This window comes from Paenibacillus sp. SAF-068, assembly GCF_051967555.1.
Taxonomy (GTDB): Bacteria; Bacillota; Bacilli; order Paenibacillales; family Paenibacillaceae; genus Paenibacillus.
Genome location: NZ_JBQCJX010000001.1, coordinates 174,711 through 199,130 on the forward strand (window position 1 = coordinate 174,711; position 24,420 = coordinate 199,130).

At 47.6% G+C, this 24,420-nt stretch carries 19 protein-coding genes; 17 read left to right on the plus strand and 2 right to left on the minus strand.

The window, feature by feature from the left end; genetic code table 11:
* Nucleotide 1: 1 nt before the first annotated feature.
* Nucleotides 2-478 (minus strand): RNA polymerase sigma factor, encoded by a 477-nt coding sequence (locus tag ACTHPG_RS00725; RefSeq protein WP_440387158.1) that lies wholly within the window; start codon nucleotides 476-478, stop codon nucleotides 2-4.
* A 211-nt stretch (nucleotides 479-689) separates the two neighbouring features.
* On the opposite strand from ACTHPG_RS00725, the gene ACTHPG_RS00730 reads away from it, so the two are divergent.
* The 8 genes from ACTHPG_RS00730 to ACTHPG_RS00765 all read left to right on the plus strand — a co-directional run bounded on the left by ACTHPG_RS00730 (nucleotide 690) and on the right by ACTHPG_RS00765 (nucleotide 13,402).
* Nucleotides 690-1,403, plus strand: a complete 714-nt coding sequence (locus ACTHPG_RS00730) for a response regulator transcription factor (RefSeq protein WP_440387159.1) — start codon at nucleotides 690-692, stop codon at nucleotides 1,401-1,403.
* Nucleotides 1,400-2,863: a sensor histidine kinase gene (locus tag ACTHPG_RS00735; RefSeq protein ID WP_440387160.1), complete on the plus strand. Its 1,464-nt coding sequence runs from the start codon at nucleotides 1,400-1,402 to the stop codon at nucleotides 2,861-2,863. The genes ACTHPG_RS00730 and ACTHPG_RS00735 overlap by 4 nt, the downstream gene beginning before the upstream one ends.
* Nucleotides 2,860-4,023, plus strand: coding sequence for a hypothetical protein (locus ACTHPG_RS00740; RefSeq protein ID WP_440387161.1), 1,164 nt, complete (start codon nucleotides 2,860-2,862; stop codon nucleotides 4,021-4,023). The genes ACTHPG_RS00735 and ACTHPG_RS00740 overlap by 4 nt, the downstream gene beginning before the upstream one ends.
* A 204-nt stretch (nucleotides 4,024-4,227) precedes the next feature.
* Nucleotides 4,228-4,911: an ABC transporter ATP-binding protein gene (locus ACTHPG_RS00745; RefSeq protein ID WP_440387162.1), complete on the plus strand. Its 684-nt coding sequence runs from the start codon at nucleotides 4,228-4,230 to the stop codon at nucleotides 4,909-4,911.
* Nucleotides 4,912-4,929: 18 nt separating this feature from the next.
* Nucleotides 4,930-6,300: an ABC transporter permease gene (locus ACTHPG_RS00750; protein WP_440387163.1), complete on the plus strand. Its 1,371-nt coding sequence runs from the start codon at nucleotides 4,930-4,932 to the stop codon at nucleotides 6,298-6,300.
* A 28-nt stretch (nucleotides 6,301-6,328) separates the two neighbouring features.
* Nucleotides 6,329-7,405: an efflux RND transporter periplasmic adaptor subunit gene (locus ACTHPG_RS00755; RefSeq protein WP_440387164.1), complete on the plus strand. Its 1,077-nt coding sequence runs from the start codon at nucleotides 6,329-6,331 to the stop codon at nucleotides 7,403-7,405.
* Nucleotides 7,406-7,928: 523 nt separating this feature from the next.
* The gene (locus tag ACTHPG_RS00760; RefSeq protein WP_440387165.1) at nucleotides 7,929-10,373 is read left to right on the plus strand and encodes a glycoside hydrolase family 6 protein; all 2,445 of its coding nucleotides are present in this window, start codon (nucleotides 7,929-7,931) and stop codon (nucleotides 10,371-10,373) included.
* A 692-nt stretch (nucleotides 10,374-11,065) separates the two neighbouring features.
* Nucleotides 11,066-13,402, plus strand: coding sequence for a rhamnogalacturonan lyase (locus ACTHPG_RS00765; RefSeq protein WP_440390061.1), 2,337 nt, complete (start codon nucleotides 11,066-11,068; stop codon nucleotides 13,400-13,402).
* Nucleotides 13,403-13,636: 234 nt separating this feature from the next.
* On the opposite strand, the gene ACTHPG_RS00770 is transcribed toward ACTHPG_RS00765, so the two are convergent.
* Complete coding sequence (locus ACTHPG_RS00770; protein WP_440387167.1) at nucleotides 13,637-14,245, minus strand: histidine phosphatase family protein; 609 nt, start codon at nucleotides 14,243-14,245, stop codon at nucleotides 13,637-13,639.
* Between the two features lie 181 nt (nucleotides 14,246-14,426).
* On the opposite strand from ACTHPG_RS00770, the gene ACTHPG_RS00775 reads away from it, so the two are divergent.
* The 9 genes from ACTHPG_RS00775 to ACTHPG_RS00815 all read left to right on the plus strand — a co-directional run.
* Complete coding sequence (locus ACTHPG_RS00775; RefSeq protein WP_440387168.1) at nucleotides 14,427-15,440, plus strand: AraC family transcriptional regulator; 1,014 nt, start codon at nucleotides 14,427-14,429, stop codon at nucleotides 15,438-15,440.
* Between the two features lie 188 nt (nucleotides 15,441-15,628).
* A complete protein-coding gene (locus tag ACTHPG_RS00780; RefSeq protein ID WP_440387169.1) occupies nucleotides 15,629-17,134 on the plus strand; it encodes an alpha-glucosidase/alpha-galactosidase in 1,506 nt (501 codons plus the stop codon).
* 390 nt (nucleotides 17,135-17,524) lie between these two features.
* Nucleotides 17,525-17,884, plus strand: a complete 360-nt coding sequence (locus tag ACTHPG_RS00785) for a PadR family transcriptional regulator (protein ID WP_315937999.1) — start codon at nucleotides 17,525-17,527, stop codon at nucleotides 17,882-17,884.
* The gene (locus ACTHPG_RS00790; RefSeq protein WP_440387170.1) at nucleotides 17,881-18,576 is read left to right on the plus strand and encodes a permease prefix domain 1-containing protein; all 696 of its coding nucleotides are present in this window, start codon (nucleotides 17,881-17,883) and stop codon (nucleotides 18,574-18,576) included. The genes ACTHPG_RS00785 and ACTHPG_RS00790 overlap by 4 nt, the downstream gene beginning before the upstream one ends.
* Nucleotides 18,573-19,130: a DUF4825 domain-containing protein gene (locus tag ACTHPG_RS00795; protein WP_440387171.1), complete on the plus strand. Its 558-nt coding sequence runs from the start codon at nucleotides 18,573-18,575 to the stop codon at nucleotides 19,128-19,130. Before ACTHPG_RS00790 ends, ACTHPG_RS00795 begins: the two co-directional genes overlap by 4 nt.
* Before the next feature lie 132 nt (nucleotides 19,131-19,262).
* Nucleotides 19,263-20,033, plus strand: a complete 771-nt coding sequence (locus tag ACTHPG_RS00800) for an amino acid ABC transporter substrate-binding protein (RefSeq protein WP_440387172.1) — start codon at nucleotides 19,263-19,265, stop codon at nucleotides 20,031-20,033.
* Nucleotides 20,034-20,145: 112 nt separating this feature from the next.
* On the plus strand, nucleotides 20,146-20,805 hold the full coding sequence (locus ACTHPG_RS00805; RefSeq protein ID WP_105600918.1) for an amino acid ABC transporter permease: 660 nt from the start codon (nucleotides 20,146-20,148) through the stop codon (nucleotides 20,803-20,805).
* A gap of 33 nt (nucleotides 20,806-20,838) precedes the next feature.
* Nucleotides 20,839-21,594, plus strand: a complete 756-nt coding sequence (locus tag ACTHPG_RS00810; RefSeq protein ID WP_440387173.1) for an amino acid ABC transporter ATP-binding protein — start codon at nucleotides 20,839-20,841, stop codon at nucleotides 21,592-21,594.
* Nucleotides 21,595-22,188: 594 nt separating this feature from the next.
* The coding region (locus tag ACTHPG_RS00815; protein WP_440387174.1) for a hypothetical protein at nucleotides 22,189-24,420 on the plus strand (2,232 nt) is incomplete at its 3' end.

Genomic DNA, 24,420 nt, shown 5'->3' on the forward strand with positions numbered 1-24,420 from the left:
CTTATGAGATGACTTTGGCACGAATTCGATTGACGGCATGAAAGACAGAGGATTTAATCATGCCTTCACTGCGATTGACCAGCTCTGCCGTTTCCTTGATGGAGTATCCATGGATAAGACGAAGCTCTAATATTTTGCGATGTTCCGTGTTGTTAATATGGGAGACCAGGTCGTTAACGCCTTCATTAATTTCAAGCTGTGGCGTATCGAGATGATGAGTGGGTACATCCAGACGGCTATCACGTCGGAGTGTGCGGGTCCGCCTGCGGAAGCTGTCCATCGCCAGGTTTCGGGCAATGCGTTTGAGATAATAGAGAAGCCGATCTTCGGGAATGTCCACGGTCACGTTCATCAATCGAATGAAACACTCCTGAGCCAGATCCTCTGCGTCTTGCGGTTGCTTGACAATATGGGATAGATACCTTGTGATTTCTGATTTATAGTTGACATAAGCATTGTTAATTTGTGTCTTGTTCATATGATGTGAATCCCCCTTGGATACAGATCAGGCTTGGGTCCGGTCTGGTATGAGTCTCTTCTGATTCAAGTATATCGGGAGGTTGTTTCCAAAAGGTTCAGAGTTGTATCGAAGTTGTAACATTTCGTACTTCCCTCTATTCAAGCAGACGGCTTGGGATACAAAATATAGGCAGATGAAATTCATAGAGCAGGGAGATTACGAGGGTATCATGAGACCTAAAGAGATTTTAATTATTGAGGACGAGGAGTCCATTCGCGATATTTTATCCTATTCGTTACGTAAGGAAGGTTTCGAGATCAAGGAAGCAGCTACCGGTAAAGAGGGGTTAAATTTGCTTCGGGATTCGAAGCCGGATCTGATCCTGCTGGATCTGATGCTGCCAGACATGAGTGGTTTTGATGTGTGCAGGCAACTATCCGTGAATTCCAAGATACCCGTCATCATGATTACCGCCAAGTCGGACATGCTGGACAAGGTGCTTGGCATGGAGCTGGGGGCGGATGATTATATCACGAAGCCATTTGATATCCGTGAGGTGGTTGCACGCATTCGGGCGATCTTTCGCCGGATTGATCTGATCAGCGAGACATTGGAGAATCACTCCTATGAGGTGGTCAGGCTGGGCAAGCATATTGAGATCCGCAAGGATGAACGGGAAGTGTGGAAGGACGGGGAACGCGCAGGACTCACGAATAAGGAATATGATCTGTTATTATTTCTCGTGACCCATCATCGCAAGGTGCATACACGTTCTGAACTGCTGGACAAGGTATGGGGATTTGATTTTGCAGGGGATACGCGAACCGTGGATATTCATGTACAACGGATTCGCAAGAAGTTGGATAGCGGTGTGCAGGGCATTTCGATGATCGAAACGGTATTCGGTGTAGGATATAAGCTGAATATTCAGGTGCAGACATGAAGTGGACGATCCAGTTCAAAATGGTAGTGCTTTTCTCGGTCATCGTCTTCATCGGATTCTCCGTTCTGCTGATTCTGTCCAATAAGGTGGCACAGGAGAATATGTACCGTGAAGTGCATGAGGATATGGTGCAATCGAAAAGAAACCTGGACATCGCGCTGAATCAGTACTTTCTGATTCATAACAAACGCATGAGCAGAGACTCTCTGGAAGCAGGGAGTCGCGAGCTTGCGGAACAGATTGGTTCAGCCGTTGGCGGGGAGATTACCGTATATCGTCCGGATGCTTCGCCATATGGATCAGCTGGCGAGGTTAACGTTGCTAAGCGCTCCGATCATCCTGATGTAGAGGAAGCCATACAATCCCGGATCGCTTACACCACAGTTGTCGATAAAGGTCAGGTCACCTCCAGTCTGTCCTTCCCCGTTCAGATGGATCAACAATTGATTGGAATTGTACAGTTGGAGAAGGATTACACGGATTTGTACAAACGAAATTTCCGCTTCCAGAATACGATCAAGCTGTTTGCAGCAGTTATTTTTGTATTTGTATTTATCGCATCCATCTTTATTTCCCGGAAAATCACCCAACCCATCCGCGTACTCACGAAACGTTCTGCAGAAGTAGCTCAGGGAAGTCTGAATGCAGACATTCAGATTACCACCAAGGATGAGATTGGCGAATTGGCTTCAAGTTTCACCGTCATGATCAATCGGGTTCGGGAGCAGATTGATGTGATTGAGCGGGAGCGGGACGAGGTGAAGCAAATACAGGCGCGTAGCAAAGTCTTTTTTGACAATGTGACACATGAATTGAAGACACCCTTAACGACGATCCTGGGGTACGCACAGATTTTGCGGGATAACGGATTTACCGATCAGGATTTTTTTGACAAAGGCATGAATTATATTATCAAGGAAAGCCAGCGACTCAACACAATGGTAGCGGATATTCTGGAAGTATCCGTCTCGTCTGCGGTCATTCAGGCGTACCGATTCGAACGGATCGATGTATCGGATATTATTCGGGAAGCATGTGAGGACATGTCGATTAAGGCAAGCAAGTACAATATAGGCATCCACTACGAGCTGGAGGAACATCAGTATCTGCAAGGAGATCGTGACAAGCTGAAGGAGGTCTTCCTCAACGTTCTGGATAACTCGGTCAAGTATAGTGATGTGAACTCAATCATTGAAGTACAATCCTTCCGGTTAAGTGATTCCATCGCTATTTTAATTCGTGATCAGGGAGAAGGCATAGGAGATGAAGCGCTCCAGCATGTATTTGAACCCTTTTACCAGGATAAAGGAATCAACAGGGCGGAGAAGGGCAGCGCAGGACTGGGCTTGTCTATTGTGAAGAACATCGTTGAGCGTCATGGAGGAACAGTGGAGATGAAGAGCATCATGCGGCAAGGGACACAAGTAAATATCAGTCTTCCGGGGGAAATAAACGCATGAGACATCCCGGATTTTGGCGTAAAAACCGTGACAGATTGATGCTGTCGGGACTGTTGATCGCTTTTGTTAGCGGAATTTTCGGGATTGGTAGCCTGTTCAGTATCGGAAATCTCAAGCCTAGAACGGTGATTTTGCCAAGTCAGCAATTCAATAGTCGTCTGGCACCGCCGCCGAGCAGTACCATTCAGATTGAGTCGGCTACCAAGATTCCGAATGACTTCGCGATCTTTGATTTTGAAGTGGTTGATCGAAACACGATGATCATCAATCATTTGGAACCCTCCAATTCACGACTTCAGCTATCTCTGCTGCATCTGGATGATAACGCAGTGAAGAGCATTGCAACTAATACGGATTACGGCGTTGCAATCAGTCCGGATCACAAGAAAATCATCTACGCTCAGTACCGGGCAGGGCAAGTGCAGAAGACGGCATATGAGTATGTGGTTGAGAGCGGGGAACGTCGCAAGCTTCCAAGCGATAACTCGTATTATAGAGTGTTTACAGGGAACGAGTCCTACATCGGTCAGGATGATCTTTTATTTAAACACGTCGATTTGAGTCAGGGGACGAGTCAAGTCATCTACACACATGATGAGCTAATGGGCATATTCACAGGACCAACACAAGGGAAAGATTCGAAAGATACATTTATCGTTATGGATGTATTGCAGGTCAGCGAAGATCTGAAGCAGTTCTATATGTTGGTGATGCTGAAAGACAATTATGCCATCTATCGTGTATCGCTTGAGGGTGCGCATGAAGTGAAGGCATATGCTGCAATGGAAGACATTCAACAATTCAAGTTGCTGAAAAATGGGGACATGCTCATCCAGGGCACGATGAATAAGGTACAGGGGCTGTATCGGTATCGTGCCGCGCAGGAGCAGTATGATCTGTTATTACAAGGTTCCATCTGGAACTTCGAACTGGATGCAGATGAATCTCGAATCGCTTACTTTTATCCCATGGATAACCAGAATCTGAAGAATGAGCTGCACATCGCCTACCTGAACGAGAACAAACTTTCGTCGGATACGGTCATCTACCGCAATATGGATAGCTTCATCAATCTAAAGTGGCATGATGATGAGCTATTTGCAGTGGGTAGCACGATGGATAAAAGTGAGATGTACCGCTTTAGTTTCAGAGCCTGGTGAGCTGAGGGGCATCGCATAAGAATATAAGACCTTGGTCTGGATGGAGCTGGCGAAAGCTTCTCTGGGACAAGGGCTTTTTGTTTTCATATTTTACAAGTTGGATACAACTCCGGCCACCCCGGATACATCTCCACCCTATAATTAAAAGGAATGTGCTACGCGAATCTGTACATATGCAGCAAGTAGAAAGGAAGACATGGAATCATGCTTCAAGTTGAACAATTATCCCACTCGTTCCGTAATAACCAGGGAATCGTGCCGGTACTTCAAGATATCAATCTGACGATTGGTGAAGGCCGGATGGTGGCTCTGCTGGGCAGTTCAGGTTCAGGCAAGTCCACATTGCTGAATCTGATGGCGGGGCTGATGAAACCCGATCAGGGCAAGATTCTTATTGCGGGACAAGATATTGTACGTTTCAGCGAAAATCGTCTGGCTGAGTTCAGGCGCAGTCACATCGGGTTTATTTTCCAATCTTATGAGCTGCTGTCTAACCTTACGATCCGGGAAAATGTAGAGTTACCCTTGGTGTTTATGGGCATAAGCCCTTCGAAACGCAAAGCAAAAGCCTTAAAGCTGCTGGAACAGGTTGGACTGGGTGAAAAAGCAAACTTGTTCCCGTCCCAATTGTCGGGCGGTCAACAACAACGGGTCAGTATTGCACGCTCGCTCATTACCGAACCCTCGGTGATCTTTGCGGATGAGCCTACCGGGAATCTGGATACCGAGACAGAAGAAGAGATTATTGCAATTTTGCAGCAGCTGAACCGTGAGTTGAACACGACCTTTGTTATTGTGACACATGAAGCAGAGGTCGCCGAGCAGATGCAGGTCGTGCTTACCCTGCAACATGGAATACTGGTTGAAGAGGCTGTAAGGGAAGTTTAGGGCAAAAGGAGAGGAAATGTGAGAATACGGGATGTAGCACGTATGGCCTGGGGACAGATCATTCGCAGAAAAATGGTCACACTGCTGTGCATGATGGGGCTGTCCATCGGTTCTGCCGCCATGATTATTGCACTTAGTGTGGGGCAGTCCGTACAGACCTATAGTGAGAAAACATTGAACGACAATTACAAGATGGATGAGATTACGATTACACCCAATGAAGGTATCCGTACCGGTAACGGCAAGGGGAGCGGACAGACATCGAAGTTTGAACGAGGTGCACTAACCTTGGAGAAAATTCAGATTATCCAAAGACTGCCTCATGTTGTTACCGTGGCCCCCATGTTAAAGCTGGATTCGCTGGAAATGGTGCTTCCGGATGGCCGCAGTACTTACGTGGAAGTGATTGGTACTGAGCTGGAGACACTAGGCGGATTTGGATACAGATACGCTGAGGGGCGTGGTGCAGAGGATGGCCGTATGGCGGTGACCAGCTATGGGGCCGCATTCGGGCTCATGGATCCGAAAGTCACGCAGAAGTTATTTGAGCAGTTGAATGCTGATCCATATAACAATGAGCTCTTGCAGCAGTTTACGGAAATGTCAGCGAAGCAGGATCAGCTGGTTCAGCAGAGTATTCAGTTTCGATATGAGGACTATACAAATGCGGGCAAAACCAAAATGAGTGGCTCTATACGTGTGTCTGGAGAACTGACGAAACCGTCCAACATGGATGAGATGAGTGCTCAAAACGACAAAAAGGTATATCTGCCGCTTGATGCAGCTCGTGCATTGCAGGATGAGCTTGGTTTACAACAGGTCGACAGCAGTGCAGCCAAGCATCTGAACTCTGCCTTGGTCAAGGTTGAGGATAAACGCTATGTATCCCAAGTGGAAGAACAGATCCAAAAGCTGACGTTAAATACACAGAGTAATCTGTTCCAGGAAGAAGCGATGACAGGCCAATTGGCGATGTACCAAAAAGCAGCATTGGGAATCGGTGGTTTTATCATGCTGCTGGCCTCACTGTCCATTATTGTGGCTATGATCATGTCTACGCATCAGCGGCGTAAACAGATTGGTGTCATGAAGGTGCTGGGTGCGAATCTGTGGCAGATCCGCCAGATGTTTATTACAGAAGCAGCGATGCTTGGATTGATGGGTGGCGTGGTTGGTGTCGGAATTGCCTTTGCTGCCCTCGGTGGGGTGAACAGTCTGCTGGCAAGTCAGATGGCAGATCAGGTCAATGGCCCGATGACCGTGGTTATTCAACAGTCCGCTCTGCCGCTGGGCATCGTGTTTGCTGTTCTGGTTGGCATTGTATCGGGAATATACCCGGCAATCAGCGCATCCCGAACCAACGCATTAACTGTGATCAAATCGATGTAACTTTATCAGCGAAAGGGAAATTGGGCACATGAAGAAATGGATTAAAATGATCATCACCGTTGTACTTTTGGCAGGTGTAGGGTACTGGCTGTATGAAAAGTATAAGCCACAACCGGAGGCACCTATAGAGATCCCGCCCCCGATTACCTTTGACGTCACACAGGAAACGATGACGCAAACGATACAAGTGAAGGGTAAATCTGTATACACCGATCAGACCGATATCTTCGCCCCATATGCTTCCAACATCAAGCAGTGGCATGTGAAAAGTGGTGAGCAGGTGAGCAAAGGTGACGTTCTGTTTACGCTCGACACGTCCACGTTACAAACGGAAGTAGAGCAGCTGCAGAGCGATCTGGAGAAAGCCCAGCTGGAAGATAAGATGAATCAGGTTAGCCTGGATCAGGCGAATATGAGTGAGTCGCTTGGCGTGACGGAAGAGGAGCGCAAAAAGGCATTTGCGGATCGGGAAGGCAAACGCCTGACGAATGAATTGAATCAAAAAGCACTGGTCCTGAAGGAAAAGGAGATACAGAAAAAGCAGGCCGTGATAAGCAAGTCCATTGTGTATGCTTCCGCCTCCGGCATATTTCAGTTGAATGAAGAGGACAGCAAGACACGTGCAGTGACGGAAGGACAGCTGATCGGATCCATTACCAATATCAGCCAACTGAAATTCATGACGATTGTTGGTGAAGAAGAGATGTTCAGGCTTAAGGTGGGAATGCCGGTTAAGGTGCGAATGACAGCGCAGAAAGACCTGCAATTCACCGGGAAGGTGAGCAAGGTGTCCAAGTTCGCCCGGAAGAGTACCGATACGGACCTCAAGCAGGCTTCGCAGTTTGATGTTGTTATCGATCTGAAACCGGATGCCAGAATGTATGGCGGCGTGAGTCTGGAAGGGGATATTGAGACGGTGCGGAAGGACAAAGTGACGGTTGTGTCCAGCCTTGCAATCATGCGGGATCAGACTGAACCTTATGTATTGATAGACAAAGGGAACGGCCAGACCGAACCGCTGACCATCCAGGCTGGAATGGAATCGGGTGACAAGACAGAAGTGGTTAGCGGCTTAAAACCTGGAGATGTCGTCGTTCTGCCTTAGGAAGAGCGGTTGATTTGACCTTGATCCATAAGAGGTTCATTGTGGCATATTGCCACAATGGGCCTTTTATATCGTTGGGGCAAGGGAAGTTTAGATTCCTGCCTGAATAATGGAAAAAAATATAATTAAATTTATATAATTCAATTTACAGTAATATTTACATGTCGTATAATCAGATCATAAGGAGGTGACACCGAACGTCAAGATGGCAGATGGCAGGCGAAGGGCCTTTTTTAAATCATTTTAAAGAAAGCGCTTACTGTAGCGGGTAGTCAGATATCTCGTAATCCTTTTTCACACTTCTTCATGTCTAACACACGTTCAACCACACCCACCGCATTATACTCATTCATATGATTCACCCTCACACACCATTTTTTGCTCAAGATTCCAGTTCTACAACCATTTCTTATGGAGGTGATACAACCAACTCATCCGGACGTTCTCTTCGTGCTAAGCATCTTCATGACACAGAGGATCAGACATGAGTACAACCCAATCTAACTAAAGGAAAGGTGGAACTATGAAGACTAAATTGAAAACCAAATCGAGAGCCAAGAAGATCCTGCGCAAAGGTGTAAAACAAATGCTGGCGGCAACGCTGCTCGCGGCGGGGATTTTCCCGGGGATGTCTCCAGGTCTGACTCAGGCGGCTGAAGCACATGTGGATAATCCATTTGTGGGAGCCACAGCTTATCTGAACCAGGACTATTCGGCTCTTGTGGATACGTCCATTGCGCTGACCAACGATACATCGCTGAAGGCTCAGATGGAGTCGGTCAAATCGTATCCAACCGCAGTATGGATTGACCGAATTGCTGCGATCTATGGCGGTACGGACAATGCTGGTCGCAAAAGCGTAGAGCAACATCTCGATGCTGTTCTCGCCCAAAAGAAACCTGGGACACCAATAACGGCTTCATTTGTTATTTACAATCTGCCAGGTCGGGATTGTCATGCCCTTGCTTCGAATGGTGAACTTCCACTAACACAGGCTGCACTACAGACGTATAAAACGGATTATATTGATGTGATTGCAGATATCTTCGCAGATCCGAAGTATCAGGATATTCGTATTATTGCTGTCATTGAACCGGACAGTCTGCCTAACCTTGTGACCAACCTGAGTACACCAGCTTGTGGTCAAGCCAGCTCAACAGGTATCTATGAGGCGGGTGTAAAGTATGCATTGGACAAGCTGCACGCCATTCCGAATGTGTACAACTATCTGGATATCGGTCACTCCGGCTGGCTTGGATGGGATAACAACCGTTCTGCAGCAGTTGCGCTGTACACGGACGTAGTAAATGATACTGCGGCAGGTCTGCAGAGTGCAGATGGCTTCATTACGAACACAGCGAATACCACACCGCTGGGAGAGCCGAATCTGTCCAACCCCGACCTCAATATCGGTGGACAACCCATTAAATCAGCCAAGTTTTATGAATGGAATCCGTATTTTGACGAAACCGATTTCACCGCTGCGCTGTATACCGATTTTGTACAAGCCGGCTGGCCAAGCAGCACAGGTTTCCTGATTGATACTAGCCGGAATGGCTGGGGCGGGGTCAACCGTCCGGCATCGGCTACAGGCAGCAACATCAACGATTATGTGAATTCCGGACGTGTAGACCGCCGGGAGCATCGGGGAAACTGGTGTAATGCCAGTGGAGCTGGTATAGGGGAAGTCCCTAAGGCTGCACCGGGACCCGCGCATCTGGATGCTTATGTATGGGTAAAACCTCCGGGTGAATCCGATGGCTCCAGTTCTGAAATTCCGAATAACGAAGGTAAGGGTTTCGACCGGATGTGTGATCCGACCTTCACTACTCGGGATGGCGTATTAACAGGTGCATTGCCTAATGCTCCGGTGTCCGGTCACTGGTTCCACGATCAATTCGTGGCACTGGTGAAGAACTCATTCCCTGTACTTCCTGCAAGTAACGGCGGAGGCAATCCTCCGGGCGGTAATACAGCTCCGGCAGCACCAGCAGCATTGACGGCTACTGCCGGTAACGCTCAAGTCTCCTTGACGTGGACTGCTTCTGCAGGTGCAACGAGCTATAGTGTGAAGCGGGCACTGAGTGCATCAGGTCCATTCACAACGGTCGCAGCCAATGTGACTGGAACATCTTACAGCAACACCGGCCTGATCAATGGCACAACCTATTATTATGTGGTCACGGCAACCAATGCAGTAGGAGAAAGTGTTAATTCTGCCACAGCAACGGCTACACCGGTTGCAGGGGTAACGGCGCCAGCTGCACCGACTGCTCTAACAGCAACCCCGGGCAATGCTCAGGTGAGCTTGACGTGGACCGCTTCTACAGGTGCAACAAGTTATAATGTGAAACGGGCGCTGAGTGCATCGGGTCCATTTACAACCATCGCCGCGAATGTGAGTGGTACCTCCTACACGAACACAGCCCTGACGAACGGCACAACGTATCATTATGTGGTGAGTGCAGTGAACACAGCAGGGCAAAGTGCCAATTCCGCTGTAGCTTCCGCGACACCTCAAAGTGTCGTTGTACCGACCAGTGATCTTGTTCTGCAATATCGCGCCGGAGATACCAATGCGCTGGATAGCCAGATCAAACCGTATTTTAACATCAAGAACCTGGGCAGTACTGCTGTGAATCTGAGTGATCTGAAGATCCGGTACTACTTCTCCAAAGAAGGATCGGCTGCGATGGATTCTGCCATCGATTACGCTCAAGTTGGCGGAGCCAATATCCAGCGTACTTTCACAGACTCATATGTTGAGCTGAGCTTCACATCTGGCGCTGGCAGCATTCAGGCTGGTGGACAGACTGGAGACATCCAGCTTCGCATGTACAAAACAGACTGGTCCAACTTTGACGAGACGAATGACTACTCCTTCGATCCAACCAAAACATCCTATCAGGATTGGAATAAGGTAACGCTCTACCAAGATGGAAACCTGGTATGGGGCATTGAGCCTTAAGAATTTCTGGTAATTGTCTTAACCGTAATCCTCTGTGTGTTAGAGGATTGCGGTTTTTTCTTTTCATTACATGAGTCATTCTTGAAATGAAGTTCTTGATCAACGGAGAGGTGTAGTGGAGGGGACGAAATCAATTCTGAAGAAGCGAAGCTGAAAGCTTTCTGCAAGAAAGCTGCTTCGTAAGCATCATCTCGCCTTTATCCTCGGATTTTTTCCTTGGAAAAGGGATAGAAGAAAATCCGGGGATAACAGCGATCTTAAGAACGATTCGTAACCGGAGCGGCTATCCCTCACAGCTGCAAGTACTTTTTCCCAAATGACTCCTAATAACACTGATTATTGATCGTTTTGGACGGATATTTGCCTAGGGTCTGGCAGGCAGGATGTCTATAATAGAACCCGATGGGCGAGATCGCCTCGCTCGGATTGGAAAGAGAATGGAAGGGGGACCGCACTCTGGTAGTCGGGCAAGCTGATTTCTCTTTTTTTATATTTGTAAGCGCAATCATGAGGTGAAGGTACAACCGTCGAAGAAAATCTGCACGGGTGATCGAACGCCCAAATGTCATTGAAGTGTCTAAGCATCACCTATTCTGTCTCAAGGAGCGTGAAGGTGGATGAACTCAGAAACAACAGCGCCGGTACATAATGGATCGGCTTCAGGTCAGCAATCCGGTCGCAGGAAGGCGCGTATGCCACTTGCAGCCAAGGTGCTCTCTTCGGCACTCAGCGTAGCTTTGCTTGTTGGGGGAACAGCAGGAATCACTGGAGCAGAAGCTTCGAATGGAAATAGTACGACGGAGGCTGGCCTTCAATCATATAAGGGGGGCAGTCACGTGAAAGAGATTCAACTGGAATATCTGGATCGGGGACTGGTGGCTGCATCAACATCTGAAGGGGTATTTCTCAGTTGGAGATTGCTTGGTGACGAGGCCACAGGATATAGCGACAAAGGGCTGACAGGAACGGACTTTAACGTCTACCGTGATGGCAAAAAGATCGCTACGGTCACCGACAGCACCAACTATGTAGATACCGCAGGCAAATCGTCTTCCCGTTATGAAGTGGCAGCGGTGAACAAGAAGGGCAAGGAAAGCAAACGCAGCGCCTCCGTCAAACCTTGGGCGAACGGTTACGTGGATATTCCATTACAAAAACCGGCCGATGGTGTGACACCTGCGGGAGAAGCTTATACGTATTCGGCCAATGACATGAGTGTTGGGGATGTGGACGGGGATGGCCAATATGAGTTTTTCGTCAAATGGGACCCTTCCAACGCCAAGGACGTATCGCAAAAAGGATACACCGGGAAAACCTACGTTGATGCGTACACCCTGGATGGACAGTTGTTGTATCGAATCGATCTCGGGGTTAACATTCGTGCAGGTGCTCACTACACACAGATGCTCGTTTATGATTTTGACGGGGATGGCAAGGCTGAGATGATGTTTAAAACCGCTCCGGGAACGAAGATTATCAAATATAACAAAAAAGGCAAAGTGACATCCGAGAAATACATCACATTACCGAAGGAAGATCGCAAGGCAGGCGTGAAGAACGAGGATGATTATCGTTTAAGTGCTGATGGGTACTACAATCACGTGGTGGATATGTTCAGGAATTGGCATAAACACGATGAAGTTGTGAAGGGGAACTGGCCTGCAACGTTGGAAGAGGCTTTTGGAATAGAGAAAAAATATAACTATCCATTATCACAACAGGATGCCGAGAGTCTGGCCGACTACTTCATTGATGTGTACGCCGTAGAACGCAGCAACCGCAATGAGCTGCGCAAGTTTGAAGGTTTCATCGTGGATGGGCCTGAGTATGTTACGGTATTTGAAGGCAAATCAGGCAAAGAGCTGGAGACCATTCCATATGAACCCGAGCGTCATGATGATGGCCTGATGTGGGGCGATTATGCCATGGCACGGATTGAACCGGGCAATCGGGTGGACCGTTTCCTGGCAGGCGTGGCGTATCTGGACGGCAAGAAACCGTCTGCAATCTTTGCACGCGGATATTATACACGTTCGACGATGGTTGCCTACAATTGGGATGGCAAGAAGCTGAAAAAGGAATGGAAAGTGGACAGCGGCTGGACACCGATGAAAAATCCGTTCAATGACGGGCCGCATGGCGTGGATGGCACAGATCCCGTGTACGGCTCGATTACAACCCAAGGCGCACACTATTTCAGTGTGGCGGATGTGGATGGGGACGGCAAACAGGAGATCATCTACGGCTCCGCGACAATTGATCATGACGGCAGCGTGTTGTACAGCTCAACAGACCTGATGCCTGCGGAGAGTGCTGCTCCGGGAACGATTGCCCGTCTGGGTCATGGCGACGCACTTCATGTGGCAGATATCGATCCGGATCGTCCGGGATTGGAGATTTTCATGGTTCATGAGGGGGGCCCTTGGGCGCCATACGGCTATTCCCTGCGTGATGCGAAGACCGGAGAAGTAATCTATGGCGGGTACACAGGGAAAGATACCGGACGCGGCATGGTAGGAGATGTTGATCCGACGCGTCGTGGACTGGAGACTTGGGCTGTAGGGTTGTGGACAGCACAGGGGGAGAAAATCAGTGATCAAGCCCCTGGTACGAATATGAATATCCGCTGGTCTGGCGATATGACGACACAGATTGTAGATGGTGCCATTGACGTCACGCCTACAATCAAGGATTGGAATCGTGGCACGTTGCTGACGGCAACAGGCACATTGACCAACAATCACACGAAAGGTACGCCTTCGCTCGTAGCTGATATTTTCGGGGATTGGCGGGAAGAGATGCTGGTGAGAACCACCGACAGCTCAGCGATCCGCATCTATCTGAGTACCGAGAAAACGGACCGCAAGCTGTACACGTTGATGCATGATGCGATGTATCGTGTAGGTATTGCTGGACAGAACAGTGGATACAACCAGCCTTCTTATCCGTCCTTCTACATGGCATCGGATATCGACTGGTCGAAGGTAATGCTGCCCAAATTCTACACGCCAGGTAAGGGCGGAAAGTAAGCGGAACGGATGAGTAATAGCAGCACAACTTAACATCGGATCAAGTTGTAATGTAAAGAAGCAGCTTCAATGGTTATGAACAGGTACTAAAGCATTTTGAAGTGTTGTAAAGCTCTGGATTCCCCCTGTGTCTCGGCACATGGGGGTTTCAGAGCTTTTTTACATGAGGATCTGATGAAGTTGGAGATAACTGGCATGTTCGGGCGATCCATGTTACGTCAGTCTTTTACATCGTTAGTCTAGATGCTCGGTTGAAGCGAACGCTTCAATCGTGTACTTTCCTTGATCATGGATTAATGTGGTGATGGAGCATTCGGAGATCAATTGGTTCTGCATAGTTATAAAGTCGGAATGCCAGATGTTAAGCTCGCGCTCGGTAAAAGTCTGTACGAGAAAATCCGTAATGAGTCCACCATGTGCGACCACAATGATGTTTCGGTTCTCCGGCTCATCATTAGCCAATTCAGTTAGCAGGGAGGCCAGACGTTCACCAGCCTGTTTGGCCGAGTCACCGACCGGTGGAATGTAATCGGGATCAGATGTGCATCGATCCCACATCGCAATGAATTCTTCGAATGACTGATCTGGGCAATCTCCCCAATTGGCACGTTCACGCAGGCGAGGATCTTCGGTTATATGGGCATGGGTAAGGCGGGCAATTGATCCGGCGGTTTCTTGGGCACGTCGAAGTGGACTGGTCAGGATTTTAGTAACATTAAAGGCTGCTCTGGCAAAATGAAGTGCAGTGGCTTCGGCTTGTAAAACCCCTTCGGACGTGAGGGGGACATCCCCAATGCGTCGTTCTTTGAGTCCATGTCTTACCAGATGAAAAGTGGTACTCATGGTTGGAAACCTCCTTAGTTTTAGACTGTTTACATAATTTATTAGATATTATACTAATTATATATTCGTCTAATTTAATAATGCAATGAAGCTTTTAAGCAAGATAGTTTATAATCCATCTTGAGAATTGCTACAATGGAGAAAAGTGAGGATCGATCGTCGCAGGAACGGAGGCATGAATATGAGCATCACAAAGCGCTGGACAGGAAGCCTGTACCAGGAAGCATTGCGCAGAGAGGACTGCGGGCCGCGTTTCTACGCGTATTATTACAAGCAGTGGGACAACTACCGTATGTCCTATCATCATCATGATTCGACGGAAATCATGTATATTATCTCGGGAATATGCCGAGTGGATGTGCAGATGCCAGATGGGAGATCGGAGCAGACCGTTTTGAAGAAAGGACAGTTCATTATGCTCGACGCTGGTGTCCCACATCGTTTGCTCGTGGAAGATGGGGTCCCTTGCCGGATGCTTAATGTGGAGTTTGCATTCTCCGGTTCACCTCCTGGACAACTATCCATCCGTCAGCTCGCGCTGGAAGAGGAGGAAGTCCATACGCTACTCACTAATGCTTCGCCATATCTTGTACTGCCTGATCCGGAAGAGGTGTATCACATTATGAAGAGTCTGGTGCTGGAACTCGATCAGCGCGGTCTGCTGGAGCAAGAAAGATCGACTGCGCCGATGAGGATTATTCCACCAGAGGAACGGTCGCATCATCGTGAAGCCCGGAATCTCTCGTCCCCGGAACAGGGCATGCTGGTGCGTACGCTGTTCATCCAGTTGCTAGTCCGTGTTGCACGGCTGCGCGGAGAAATGAGCCGGAGTGCGTCAGATCAGGCGGAGTTATATGTCAAACGAACGATTGAATTCATGCATCACAATATGGATCGTAACATTCAGATGAAGGATATCGCGGCAGCCGTCAATCTGCATCCGGGCTATTTGCATCGCATTTTTCGCCAGCACACGCAGCGGACACCGACTGACTACCTGACGATGCTTCGCATGGAGAAGGCCAAGATGCTGCTTCAGCAGACGAATATCCCGATTTCGGAAATCTCTGATTATGTTGGAGTAGGCAGTCGTCAGTATTTTCATATGTTATTCAAAAAATATACAGGCCGTACGCCGGTTGAATTTCGCTCCTCGATGGAACGGCATGTGAGTCAATATCCGACGGATGAATGAGTCGTTTACAGTAATTTTCGAATACAACGGGTTAGTGGATCTGGCGCGTAAAAGTTAGGATTTTTGACAATAAGAACTTGAACAGGTCATGATTTTGATAACGCTTCCCCAATTGCCGTTGGTACAATGATTTCATGAAGAGGTTCATTAACCGAAGTGAAAGATTCGGATCAGGGGAGGATACATGCATGTCGTTCAAAGTGGCGTTTATCGGGGCTGGGAGTATCGGATTTACAAGAGGATTGTTGAGGGATTTGCTCACGGTACCGGAGTTCAACAACATCGAGATTGCATTCTGCGATATTAGCCAGCACAATCTGGACATGGTGACTGAACTGTGTCAGCGGGATATCCGGGAGAATGGATTGAATATTCAGATTCAGCCGACAACGGATCGGAAAGAAGCATTGAAAGATGCGAAGTATGTACTGTGTACGATTCGTGTCGGGGGGCTGGAGGCATTTGCAACCGATGTGGATATTCCACTGAAATATGGGGTAGACCAATGTGTCGGCGATACGCTGTGTGCAGGGGGCATTATGTACGGACAACGCGGAATCGCCGAGATGCTGGACATCTGTAAAGATATTCGTGAACAGAGCGCACCGGACGTGCTGCTCTTGAACTATTCCAATCCGATGGCAATGCTCACATGGGCTTGCAATAAGTATGGTGGTGTGCGGACGATCGGACTGTGTCATGGGGTACAACATGGTCATCATCAGATTGCGGAAGCTTTTGGTTTGAAAAAGAGTGAAGTGGATATTGTCTGTGCCGGCATCAATCATCAGACCTGGTATATTCAGGCTTCTCATGAAGGGAAGGACCTTACAGGTGACCTGCTCGAAGCCTTCGAGAAACATCCGGAGTACAGCCGTACCGAGAAAGTACGGATCGATATGTTACGTCGCTTCGGATACTACAGCACGGAATCGAATGGTCACCTGAGTGAATATGTGCCGTGGTACCGCAAACGTCCGGAAGAGATTAACGAATGGATCGACCTGGGTAACTGGATTAACGGAGAAACAGGTGGATATCTGCGGGTATGTACCGAGGGACGCAACTGGTTCGAGACGGATTTTCCAAATTGGATGAAGGATGAACCGATGCAATTCATTTCGGAAAAACGGGGCGAGGAGCACGGTTCGTATATTATCGAAGGGCTGGAGACGGGACGTGTCTATCGTGGACATTTCAATACCGTTAATCATGGAGTGATTTCCAACCTGCCGGATGATGCGATTATTGAGGCACCGGGATATGTGGATCGCAATGGCATCTCCATGCCGCATGTAGGCGATTTGCCACTGGGACCAGCCGCCGTATGTAATGTGAGCATTTCCGTGCAACGTCTTGCGGTTGAAGCTGCGGTGAAGGGAGACGACCAATTACTTCGTCAGGCATTCATGATGGACCCGCTCGTAGGTGCCGTGTGTAACCCCAAAGAGATCTGGCAGATGGTCGACGAGATGCTGGTTGCACAGGCCCAATGGTTGCCGCAGTATGGTGATGCGATTGCAGCGGCAGAAGCAAGACTCGCTGGGGGTGACCTGATTCCGACAAAGGAATATGAAGGTGCTGCTCGTCTCAAGGTGAAAACGGTGGAAGAGATGCAACAGGATCGCGATGCTGCCAACAAAAACGCGGGTGAATCCGATAAAGGCAAAGACCGTGAGAAAGTGCAGCAATAGATAAAAATGCGTAAGGGCCTCTCCAAATGGAGGGGCCCTGTTTTTTTTTGGACACTACGGATAACAAAGGTAAAAGAGGTATCACCCAAGGAAACCTGCGTATTTTTGAAGGGAAGTCCACTGGGCAGGCTCCATCGTAATGAGGTCCTTTCTCCTGTGCCAAGGAATGAATTCTCTCGCAAAGAGCTGCGATGTGCCTTCCCATTCACATATTCAACCAGAGTGATCTCGTCAGTCGGTACATTCATATCCAGACGAAAAGCAAAAGAGGAATGTTGCTAATGTGCTCGGTACGATGCATATTTACCATGCGTTACATATTACCTTTACAGACATAGTAATATGTCTTATAGTATACGCAGGATGGAAGAAAGTCGGTGAAACTCGCAGATGGATGTGCAAGTGATTAACAGTGATCTGATTCGGGGCAATATTGACCCCATCATTCTGAGTGTACTTATACCCGCAGATAACTATGGCTACAGCATTATTAAGGAGATCTATCGCAAGAGCGGAGAGCAGTTTGAATTGAAGGAACCCACGCTTTATTCCAGTTTGAAGAGGCTGGAGAAGAGTGGATATGTGGAGTCCTACTGGGGGGAAGAGACACAGGGAGGACGACGGAAATATTACCGAATTACAGTGCAAGGCCTCGAAGCCTATAGAGAGCAGGTTCAAGCTTGGCAGGCTGCCAAGGCATTGATTGATTGTATGATTGTCACTGGAGAAAAAGGAGATGAAGACCTATGAGATTGGAAGCTCGCATCACCCGTCATGTGAATCGTCTGTTCGCTCACGTACCAGATACATTGGACAATCGAGAATTACAAGAAGAGATTCACAGTAATCTCGCTGCGCGGATTGACGACTATATCTCGCAGGGAATGAGTGAAGAGAAGGCGTTCCAGACTGCCATTCAGCATATCAATGGTATGGATGAAGTGATGAGTGACCATCGAAGGGTACAACGTGTTCCTTACTGGACAGCGTTGTTGCAGTCTGCTCTGATATACAGTCTCATAGCCTGGATCATTACCATTCCAATGAGAGTGGTGATGCAAGGCTCTGCTCTAAACACCCTGCTTATGATCGTGAGCCTCATTGTTGGTGGAACGTATGTGTTGTATATCTTGACCAACAAGACGAAAGATCCTGCAACTTCTGTTAAAACCACGGTTATACGAATCCCTGCCTTAGTGCAGTGGAATCGAAGAATATGGTGGTTGTGGGCGGCATTCATACTCGTCCTATGGGGGACGCAGGCAGCGTTGCGATTCGGAAGCAACATCTGGTTTAATCGACCCATTCAGGTGGATGGACCCTATCAGTTTGCTGTGATCGTCATTGGTTTTGCCGTCCCGTTACTAAGCGTTATTATTCCTTTGGTAGTGCATCGGGCGTATCGGATCGTTAGCAAGTATGAAGTGAGTGATGCGTTATGAGAGGGAAAAATATATGGATTATTGCACTCGTTGTTCTGGGTGTGGTTGGCCTTGTGTTCGTTGAGGGGTTCGTTAATCCGAGGATCGAGGCACAGCAGGATCAGTATGAAGCAGAACAGCAAAATCCGCTGACGCATGATTTTACCGCCTTAGCCAAATATTGCAGTCCCTATATGGGTGATAATTCAAACCTTAGTCATCTGAATCAGGCTTTACCTTTACGAGAAAGATTGAATGGTTACCAACTGTACCCGGAGACGTTCACGGCTCAAGTGAATTATAGCTTGGATACACACGAGATGGATGCAGAGGAACTTGAGCGGATACTGGTATATAATGCGGTTGCGAACTTTGTTATGATCGATAATCTGGAGCAGGTCGTCTACCAGTTAGAGAATACCAGCTATACCTTACGTCGTGAATCCGCCCAACAATGGACAGGTACGGAATTAAAGGAGCTTCAGAACCTGGAGCTATGGAATTCGACTGTACGCGAGAAGTTGGTGGAAACGGCACAAGTGAAAGCAGCTTTTTCACAAATTGTTGACAATTAAGTTGCCTGAAATAGAAGGAAATAGGCAAGAGACTCGACTCTTCTTCCATGCTATGTTATTATAAATCTCTGATAACGTGGTAACGAACTAAAGCGTTTGGGTTTTGGTTATAGACATGGAGGGGTTCAAGAGATGAGAAAAAAAGCGATTCTACTATTATTCATTAGTATATGTGTATTGATTGTGGCGGGTTGTTCCAGTTCCGCAAGCAAAGACGATAACACGATTGTTGTAGGCATTGACGACAAGTTTGCTCCAATGGGTTTCCGGGACGAGCAGAATGAAATTGTTGGTTTCGATATTGATTACGCACGAGCTGCAGCGGAGAAAATGGGTAAAGAAATCACATTCCAACCGATCGACTGGTCTTCCAAAGAATCAGAGCTGAACAGTGGGCGAATTGACATGATCTGGAACGGATACACCATTACGGATGAGCGCAAAGAGAAAGTGCTCTTCACGAAGCCTTATCTGGAAAACAGTCAGGTAGCCATTACACTGGCGGACTCTCCAATTACGAAGCTGGATGAACTCGATGGCAAAAATGTGGGATTGCAGGCATTGTCCTCAGCGGCAGATGCACTGGCAGCAAGTCCCCTGAAGGATAAAGTAAAAGCTTCTGAATTCAAAGATAACGTGCTTGCTCTGACGGATCTGAAAACGAAACGTTTGGATGCTGTCATCATTGATGAAGTGGTCGCGAGATACTACATGTCCAAGGAAGAGGGAACATTCAAACTGCTGGATGAATCTCTTGCACCGGAACAATATGGAATAGGTATCAAAAAAGGCAATGAAGAGCTCTTGAATCAACTGCAAAAAGCACTGGATGAACTGAATGCAGATGGAACGGCAGCTAAAATCTCCAGCCAATGGTTGGGTGAAGATAAGGTTCTGAAATAGGCAGGTTACACACCTGCTATATAGTTAGAAACAAAACGGACCCCGTATTCCACGCTGGAGCGATTTATGCTTCCGAGGAATGCGGGGTTAACAGATTAGAGGAGACAAAATAATGAGTTGGGATTATCTATCGACCATTTTAAAACCGATGTTAGAGGGTGCGCAGACCACCATTTTCATGTTCTTGCTGGCTATCGTATTATCTGTACCGCTTGGATTTGCGGTCACGCTCGCCATGAGAAGCCAGATTAAACCACTGGCATGGATTGCTCATACGTATGTATATGTAATGCGAGGAACACCGCTGCTGCTTCAAATTCTATTCTTTTGCTTCGGTTTACCGTTGCTTCCGGTGATTGGAGAGTATCTGGTGTTTGATCGCTTTGTTGCAGCGGGGATTGCGTTCATCCTGAACTATGCGGCGTACTTCGCTGAAATCTTCAGGGGCGGACTGCTGTCCATTGATAAAGGGCAACATGAAGCCGCGAAGGTACTTGGATTAACGAAATGGCAGACAATGACCAAAGTCATCATTCCTCAGATGATTCGTGTAGTACTGCCTGCAACAGCCAACGAGTCCATTACGCTTATCAAGGATACGGCATTGCTCTACGCCGTAGCTGTACCTGAGCTGTTGTATTACGCCCAAGCGGCGGTGAATCGCGACTTGCAGTTGATCCCTTTCTTCGTGGCAGCGGTTATGTATCTACTTATGACACTAGTGCTCACAGTACTGTTCAAGGCACTCGAGAAGCGGTTTTCATTTGAATAAATTAAATCTGATCAATCAAAGGACTGTCTGCATATGACACATATAATAGAAGTAAATCAGTTGAGAAAATCATTCGGCACACTTGATGTGCTGAAGCAGGTATCTTTCAACGTGGAACCAGGCGAAGTAATTGCGGTAATCGGGCCTTCGGGTTCGGGAAAAAGTACGATGCTGCGCAGTCTGATTCATCTGGAGAATATTTCGGGCGGAACGATTCGCATTCAGGATCAGACATTGGTAGATAATGGTCGTTACGTGGGTGCCGCGGATATTCGCAAGATGACGGATCGTATGGGTATGGTGTTCCAGCATTTCAACTTGTTCCCGCATCTGACCGTACAAGCTAATCTGGAACTCGCACCGAAGGCTTTGAAAAAAGAAAGCTCAAGTGTCATCCGGTACCGCAGTTTGGAATTACTCGGCAAAGTAGGACTGTCAGACAAGGCCGACGCTTATCCTGCCAATCTGTCCGGTGGACAGAAACAGCGTGTTGCCATTGCTCGTGCACTGATGATGCAGCCAGACATTCTTCTCTTCGATGAACCGACGTCGGCACTCGATCCAGAGCTGACCGGGGAAGTGTTACGCGTAATCAAACAACTTGCGCAGGAAAATATGACCATGATGATTGTCACGCATGAGATGGGTTTCGCCCGTGACGTTGCGGATCGCGTATTCTTCATGGATAACGGCGAAATCGCAGAGGCGGGTCCGCCAGAACAGATCTTCGGCAATCCGAAGCTTGCACGTACCCGTACGTTTTTGCAGCGGGTGGAAGTGGAGTCTTAAATAGAAATGAAACGAAAAGTGGTGCACCATGTTCAATGGAGCACCACTTTTTTTTGTTCAGATTAAGAGATGTACGTATTGAAAATCAAGTTCCTTCGTTGTTGTTAGAGGAATTCTGTCGGATGTAAAAACAATCTTGTTTATTTTATGTTTATTTCGGTGTTGTACAATGTAGCCGTTACTTATTTCGTAGGTCTAAACTCCTATGAATAGAAGTGGAACAGGTCACAACATATGACAAAGGAGAGTAAAAGGATGACCCGAAAGAGGAAAGGCATTATAAAAAGTTTTTTTGTAGGATTTTTAGTGTTAAGCATGCTTTTGCCTAATTTTGCTTTTGGTGGACAACAGGCAATGGCAGCCGTACGAAACTTGGCCGATCCTAGTCTCAATAGGTATCAAGATCTTTCGGTGCAGGCTTACCCCCCTGAAGGTTGGATGCGGTTAAACAATGTATCTGGTGATAGAGAAAACGTTGATCCGGAATTTATCGGTGATGAAAGATATGTCTTTGATCATTGGGAGACTGATAATAATGGCGGTATGACAAATAATGCTTACGTGAATTTTTTTCAATTGGGTAAGGATTTAGGAATGTATCATTTGAACTATTACTTCAAAAAGCAAGAATGGGATGGAACTGAATGGGTAGATACCGGTGAGGTGGATACGAAATCTACTGAATTTTTGGTATCCAATTGGCCTACTCTAGCAAGTTTAGGAAATATTAAGGCTAACGTAGAGCCTTCAACGACTATAAATACAGGCTCAGCTTTTACATTGGTTGCTGAAGGAGATCGCGAGTTAGCCGAAGGAATTGGGCATGGTGATCAGAAGATTGTTCCTGATCGGTGGACATCGACTGAGATTGGTAATCCGGAAGGCACTTTTGTTTTGGATAGTGATGACAGATTTACTTCCCAATACATACCTTCAATGGCTGGAACGTTTACGGTAACGGTTTACTTTAAAGATTTGGAATATAACGGTTATTCACAGAAGTGGGAGGCCGGAAAAACTAATCGTACGCTTTCCAAAACGTTAAGTGTGACTGCTCAGGCTTACAATGCAGATAGAACCAAAAATAATCTTACTTTAAGCTTAACGAGTATTAACGTAGGTAAGACGATCACATTGACGGCAGAAGGAGATGGACCTCCGGAAGGAAACTATCATTCCGGGGATACGCGTTATATCCCAAAAACATGGATGTCATCGGAAAACGGCGGAAACATTAGCGGGACTTTAACCCTTAACGCCGATGGTACCTATACGGCGCAATATACTCCTCAATCTCAGGGTGATTTCGAAATTAATGTGAAATTCATGAGACAAATGCTGTACGGGGATGTTTGGAGCGATCAATATGAAGACACCTTGACGATGGCGCCACTTCCGACTGTAAAAGTAACTCAAGAAACTATTCAGTATGGAGAGAACACCTTTAAAGCGAGCCCTACAGAAGTGTTGGCTGGAGAAATGGTCACACTTACGGCAACAGGTGATCGACAGGATGCAGTAGGTAAGATTAATACTGAAATAAAGTATATTCCTATTAGCTGGGCATCTGCTGAGAGTAATAAGTCGGGAACATTCAGTAAGGACAATGATGGGAACTATACTTCAGATTACAGACCCTCAGTGGCTGGCGAATATGAGGTAACAGCAACGTTCCAGGGATATATGTTTTATGATGGCACTTGGTACGAGTATGGGAAGGATACGAAGAAGTTAACGGTGAAGGTGACAGCCCCATCCCAACCAACTAATCCGAGGGAAGCAGATGCCGGACTAAACAGTGTCAGTGCAGACCCTGGCAACGTTCCATCAGGAGAAACAGTTGTATTGGAGGCTGTAGGCGACCGACAATCGGCTGACAGTGAGCTTGTTGGTGACGAACGCTATGTCCCGGTAAGCTGGAGTTCAACCGAGAACGATAAGATGGGTACGTTCACACTAGATGAGTACGACAATTATACGGCTGATTATATCCCTTCGGCAGCTGGAAACTACACAGTTACAGCACTATTTCAGATGCAATCTTGGGACGGCGCGAATTGGATAGCAGTTGCCGAAGCAACAGATACGAAGACAACACAGGTGACGGTGACTGCACCGACGAATCCAACAAACCCAACGGACCCAACGGACCCAACGGACCCCACGAATCCGACAAACCCGACGAATCCAACAAAAGGGAATGCCGACAACAACACTGTTAGCGCGAGCCCAGACAGTGTAACGACGGGTGGAAAAGTCAAATTGACAGCGGAGGGCGATCGCCAATTTGAAAATAGTGTGATCGTTGGTGATGAGCGTTATATGTCAGTCAGCTGGGTTTCGACCGAAGTTGGCAAATCAGGAACGTTCGCTGAAGACAAGAACGACGATTATACGTCGGAGTATGAGCCTGCGGCTGCAGGAAGCTATACGGTAACGGCAACCTTCCAGAAGCAAAAATGGAATGGTACGCATTGGCTCGACGTAATCGGTGAGACGGATACGAAGACAACACAGGTGACGGTGACTGCACCGACGAATCCAACAAACCCAACGGACCCTACGGACCCTACGGACCCTACGGACCCTACGGACCCTACGAATCCGACGAATCCGACAAACCCGACAAACCCGACGAATCCAACAAAAGCGAATGCCGACAATAACAATGTTAGCGCGAGCCCAGACAGTGTAACGACGGGTGGAAAAGTCAAATTGATAGCGGAGGGCGATCGCCAATTTGAAAATGGTGTGATCGTTGGTGATGAGCGTTATATGTCAGTCAGCTGGGTTTCGACCGAAGTTGGCAAATCAGGAACGTTCGCT

Bases quoted from the DNA above. Each gene is read 5' to 3' on its own strand.
- ACTHPG_RS00725 (WP_440387158.1), bottom strand. From the start codon at position 478: ATGAACAAGACACAAATTAACAATGCTTATGTCAACTATAAATCAGAA.
- ACTHPG_RS00730 (WP_440387159.1), top strand. From the start codon at position 690: ATGAGACCTAAAGAGATTTTAATTATTGAGGACGAGGAGTCCATTCGC.
- ACTHPG_RS00735 (WP_440387160.1), top strand. From the start codon at position 1,400: ATGAAGTGGACGATCCAGTTCAAAATGGTAGTGCTTTTCTCGGTCATC.
- ACTHPG_RS00740 (WP_440387161.1), top strand. From the start codon at position 2,860: ATGAGACATCCCGGATTTTGGCGTAAAAACCGTGACAGATTGATGCTG.
- ACTHPG_RS00745 (WP_440387162.1), top strand. From the start codon at position 4,228: ATGCTTCAAGTTGAACAATTATCCCACTCGTTCCGTAATAACCAGGGA.
- ACTHPG_RS00755 (WP_440387164.1), top strand. From the start codon at position 6,329: ATGAAGAAATGGATTAAAATGATCATCACCGTTGTACTTTTGGCAGGT.
- ACTHPG_RS00760 (WP_440387165.1), top strand. From the start codon at position 7,929: ATGAAGACTAAATTGAAAACCAAATCGAGAGCCAAGAAGATCCTGCGC.
- ACTHPG_RS00765 (WP_440390061.1), top strand. From the start codon at position 11,066: ATGCCACTTGCAGCCAAGGTGCTCTCTTCGGCACTCAGCGTAGCTTTG.
- ACTHPG_RS00770 (WP_440387167.1), bottom strand. From the start codon at position 14,245: ATGAGTACCACTTTTCATCTGGTAAGACATGGACTCAAAGAACGACGC.
- ACTHPG_RS00775 (WP_440387168.1), top strand. From the start codon at position 14,427: ATGAGCATCACAAAGCGCTGGACAGGAAGCCTGTACCAGGAAGCATTG.
- ACTHPG_RS00780 (WP_440387169.1), top strand. From the start codon at position 15,629: ATGTCGTTCAAAGTGGCGTTTATCGGGGCTGGGAGTATCGGATTTACA.
- ACTHPG_RS00785 (WP_315937999.1), top strand. From the start codon at position 17,525: ATGGATGTGCAAGTGATTAACAGTGATCTGATTCGGGGCAATATTGAC.
- ACTHPG_RS00790 (WP_440387170.1), top strand. From the start codon at position 17,881: ATGAGATTGGAAGCTCGCATCACCCGTCATGTGAATCGTCTGTTCGCT.
- ACTHPG_RS00795 (WP_440387171.1), top strand. From the start codon at position 18,573: ATGAGAGGGAAAAATATATGGATTATTGCACTCGTTGTTCTGGGTGTG.
- ACTHPG_RS00800 (WP_440387172.1), top strand. From the start codon at position 19,263: ATGAGAAAAAAAGCGATTCTACTATTATTCATTAGTATATGTGTATTG.
- ACTHPG_RS00805 (WP_105600918.1), top strand. From the start codon at position 20,146: ATGAGTTGGGATTATCTATCGACCATTTTAAAACCGATGTTAGAGGGT.
- ACTHPG_RS00810 (WP_440387173.1), top strand. From the start codon at position 20,839: ATGACACATATAATAGAAGTAAATCAGTTGAGAAAATCATTCGGCACA.